This window comes from Streptomyces sp. SID5785 (assembly GCF_009870065.1).
Lineage (GTDB): Bacteria > Actinomycetota > Actinomycetes > Streptomycetales > Streptomycetaceae > Streptomyces.
On sequence record NZ_WWIA01000357.1, the window covers coordinates 1 to 819 of the forward strand.

Sequence of the window (819 nt, forward strand, 5' to 3'; positions counted from 1 at the left end):
TGAAGGACCGCCTCCCCGACGGCCCGCCCAAGCCGGGCCGCGGCCCGCTCGCCCTGCGAGTCGCCCTGGAGACCGGCGCGGGCTTCGACCTCACCGAGGCGGGCACCACCAAGAAGCTCGCCGTGTACGTCGTCGACGACCCCGCCACCGTCCCCGGCGTCGCCCGGCTCGGCCCCGACCCCCTCGCCGACGGCTTCGACGAGCCCGCCCTCGCCGCGCTGCTCGCGGGCGAGCGCCGCCGCATCAAGGGCGCCCTGCGCGACCAGTCCCTCATCGCGGGCATCGGCAACGCCTACAGCGACGAGATCCTGTGGGCCGCGAAGATGTCGCCGTACGCACTCGCCGCGAAGCTCACCCCCGACGACGTCCACACGCTGTACACCGCGCTGCGCGCCACCCTCACCGACGCCGTCGAGCGCTCGCGCGGCGTCGCCGCCGGGCGCCTCAAGGCCGAGAAGAAGAGCGGCCTGCACGTCCACGGACGCACCGGCGAACCCTGCTCCGTCTGCGGTGACACGATCCGCGAGGTCAGCTTCAGCGACTCCTCGCTCCAGTACTGCCCCACCTGCCAGACCGGCGGCAGGCCGCTCGCCGACCGCCGCATGTCGCGCCTGCTCAAGTAGCGCGCCCGCTCACGCGGCGGGGACCGCGAGCAGCCGGGTCCCGTCCGCCGCCCGCACCTCGAACCGGGCGATCTGCGCCGGGTGCAGCGCCGCCCCGCCCTGCACCCGCGCGCGGCCGGAGCGCACCGTCCAGGACGCCACCGTCTCCCGGCTGCCGTCCCGGCCCACCGCGACCAGCGCGCACACCCGCGGCCCC

1 protein-coding gene and 1 pseudogene are annotated in these 819 nt (G+C 76.3%); one reads left to right on the top strand and one right to left on the bottom strand.

Annotated elements, in window-relative coordinates:
• A partial coding sequence (locus GTW43_RS11660) for a zinc finger domain-containing protein (protein ID WP_161301582.1) occupies positions 1–623 on the top strand: 623 nt, incomplete at its 5' end.
• Positions 624–632: 9 nt separating this feature from the next.
• Here GTW43_RS11660 and GTW43_RS11665 read toward each other — a convergent pair.
• A pseudogene (locus tag GTW43_RS11665) lies at positions 633–819 on the bottom strand (hypothetical protein); the annotation flags it as partial.